2 protein-coding genes are annotated in these 1326 nt (G+C 35.3%); both read right to left on the reverse strand.

Annotated features, from left to right (window positions below; genetic code table 11):
• Positions 1 to 983 (reverse strand): MotA/TolQ/ExbB proton channel family protein (locus H5202_RS22575; RefSeq protein ID WP_182773991.1); only part of this gene is annotated, 983 nt, incomplete at its 3' end.
• A 78-nt stretch (positions 984 to 1061) separates the two neighbouring features.
• Positions 1062 to 1326 (reverse strand): hypothetical protein (locus H5202_RS22580; RefSeq protein WP_220493986.1); only part of this gene is annotated, 265 nt, incomplete at its 5' end.

The raw sequence follows: 1326 nt of genomic DNA on the forward strand, positions 1-1326 counted from the left end.
TCATGGATTGGTGCAGAGACTCTTTGACTTAATACCTGTTCAATATCTGAAATTGTGAGTTGAGCGGTATTGTTTGTTGTTATATTTTCGACTAATCCGATTAATGAGTATGCCGCTTTATTAAGCTGTTTATGCTCATGATGAATCTCATTAAGCAATGATGTTGGTGCTGTTAGAGCATCATTTAATGCGGCCTTAAAGTGATCATTGATTGTACTTGCTAGTAGCTGCTCATCTAAATTTAAATCAGCAAGTTGTTTTAAAATTGATGTTTCTATCGCTTCCAATTTTGTACAGAGGACATTGAGATGATTACTCGTGTGCTCTTCAAACTCTAGAGATGTCATTGCATTAGGCTTGTTTGCTAATGTATTTAGAACATCAATCAGTTGATTTAAACTGTCATTTTGTTGATTTGATTGGCGCTGTCCTATAACGAGTTGGTGCAGCAAATCATTGCTAGTAACCACAACACTAATAGCCTGAATTTCTGATACAAAATCTGATTTTGCTTTTTTTGTGATGTCTACAGAACGTGAAATGAATAGCATAAATAGGAAGCTCGTTCCCATACCGGCTATTGATGTGTAGAAAGCTGTACCTAAGCCTCCAATTAAAGTTGATGCTTGATCAATCAATGTTGATGAATCAGAACCAAATCCATTCAAACCACTCAGGCCCATTGTAATACCAACAAAAGTACCAAGAATACCTATTGTTGTTAGTACAGCGGGGATTGAACTGAATGACGCAATTGAAAAATCGTTTATTATTTGTGACGGATGACGTAATAGTTCAATCCTTCCGTCATTACAGGATACATAAGAACGCTTATTTTGCTGTTTTATAGCACAAACATCATGAGCCAGTGATTGAGTATCAGGATTGTAGCTTTCAAGAGGTACTTTTCCTGACTGATAAACCTCATCGAGTAAATTCGTTTTAATTTTTAATTCATTGATATAACGGCTACGACTTTTCATAAAAAACACCGTGCTTCCAAAAAACACGGACAAAGTAACACCTATTAAAATTGTATTGAGTATTATTGGGTTCATAGATTAAGTCTTCAATTTTGTAGCTATATGAAATTCTTTATGAGTAAGTAAGTTTTTAGCAATATCTACAGGTAAATGTTCAGCATTCCACTTTATATCTCCATCGGAAGATATAATCGGGTTGTCCATCCATCGGACACTAAAAACACTGCCGTCGGGATAGTTGTCCAAGTCTTTTTTAAACCATACTTGTTCAGGAAAGCTCCTAAATAGCTCTATCTGCCAAGCTGATTTTTGATTTTTTAATCTATTAGCTAACAGCGTGTTA

It is taken from the genome of Shewanella sp. SG41-4, assembly GCF_014164505.1.
Taxonomy (GTDB): domain Bacteria; phylum Pseudomonadota; class Gammaproteobacteria; order Enterobacterales; family Shewanellaceae; genus Shewanella.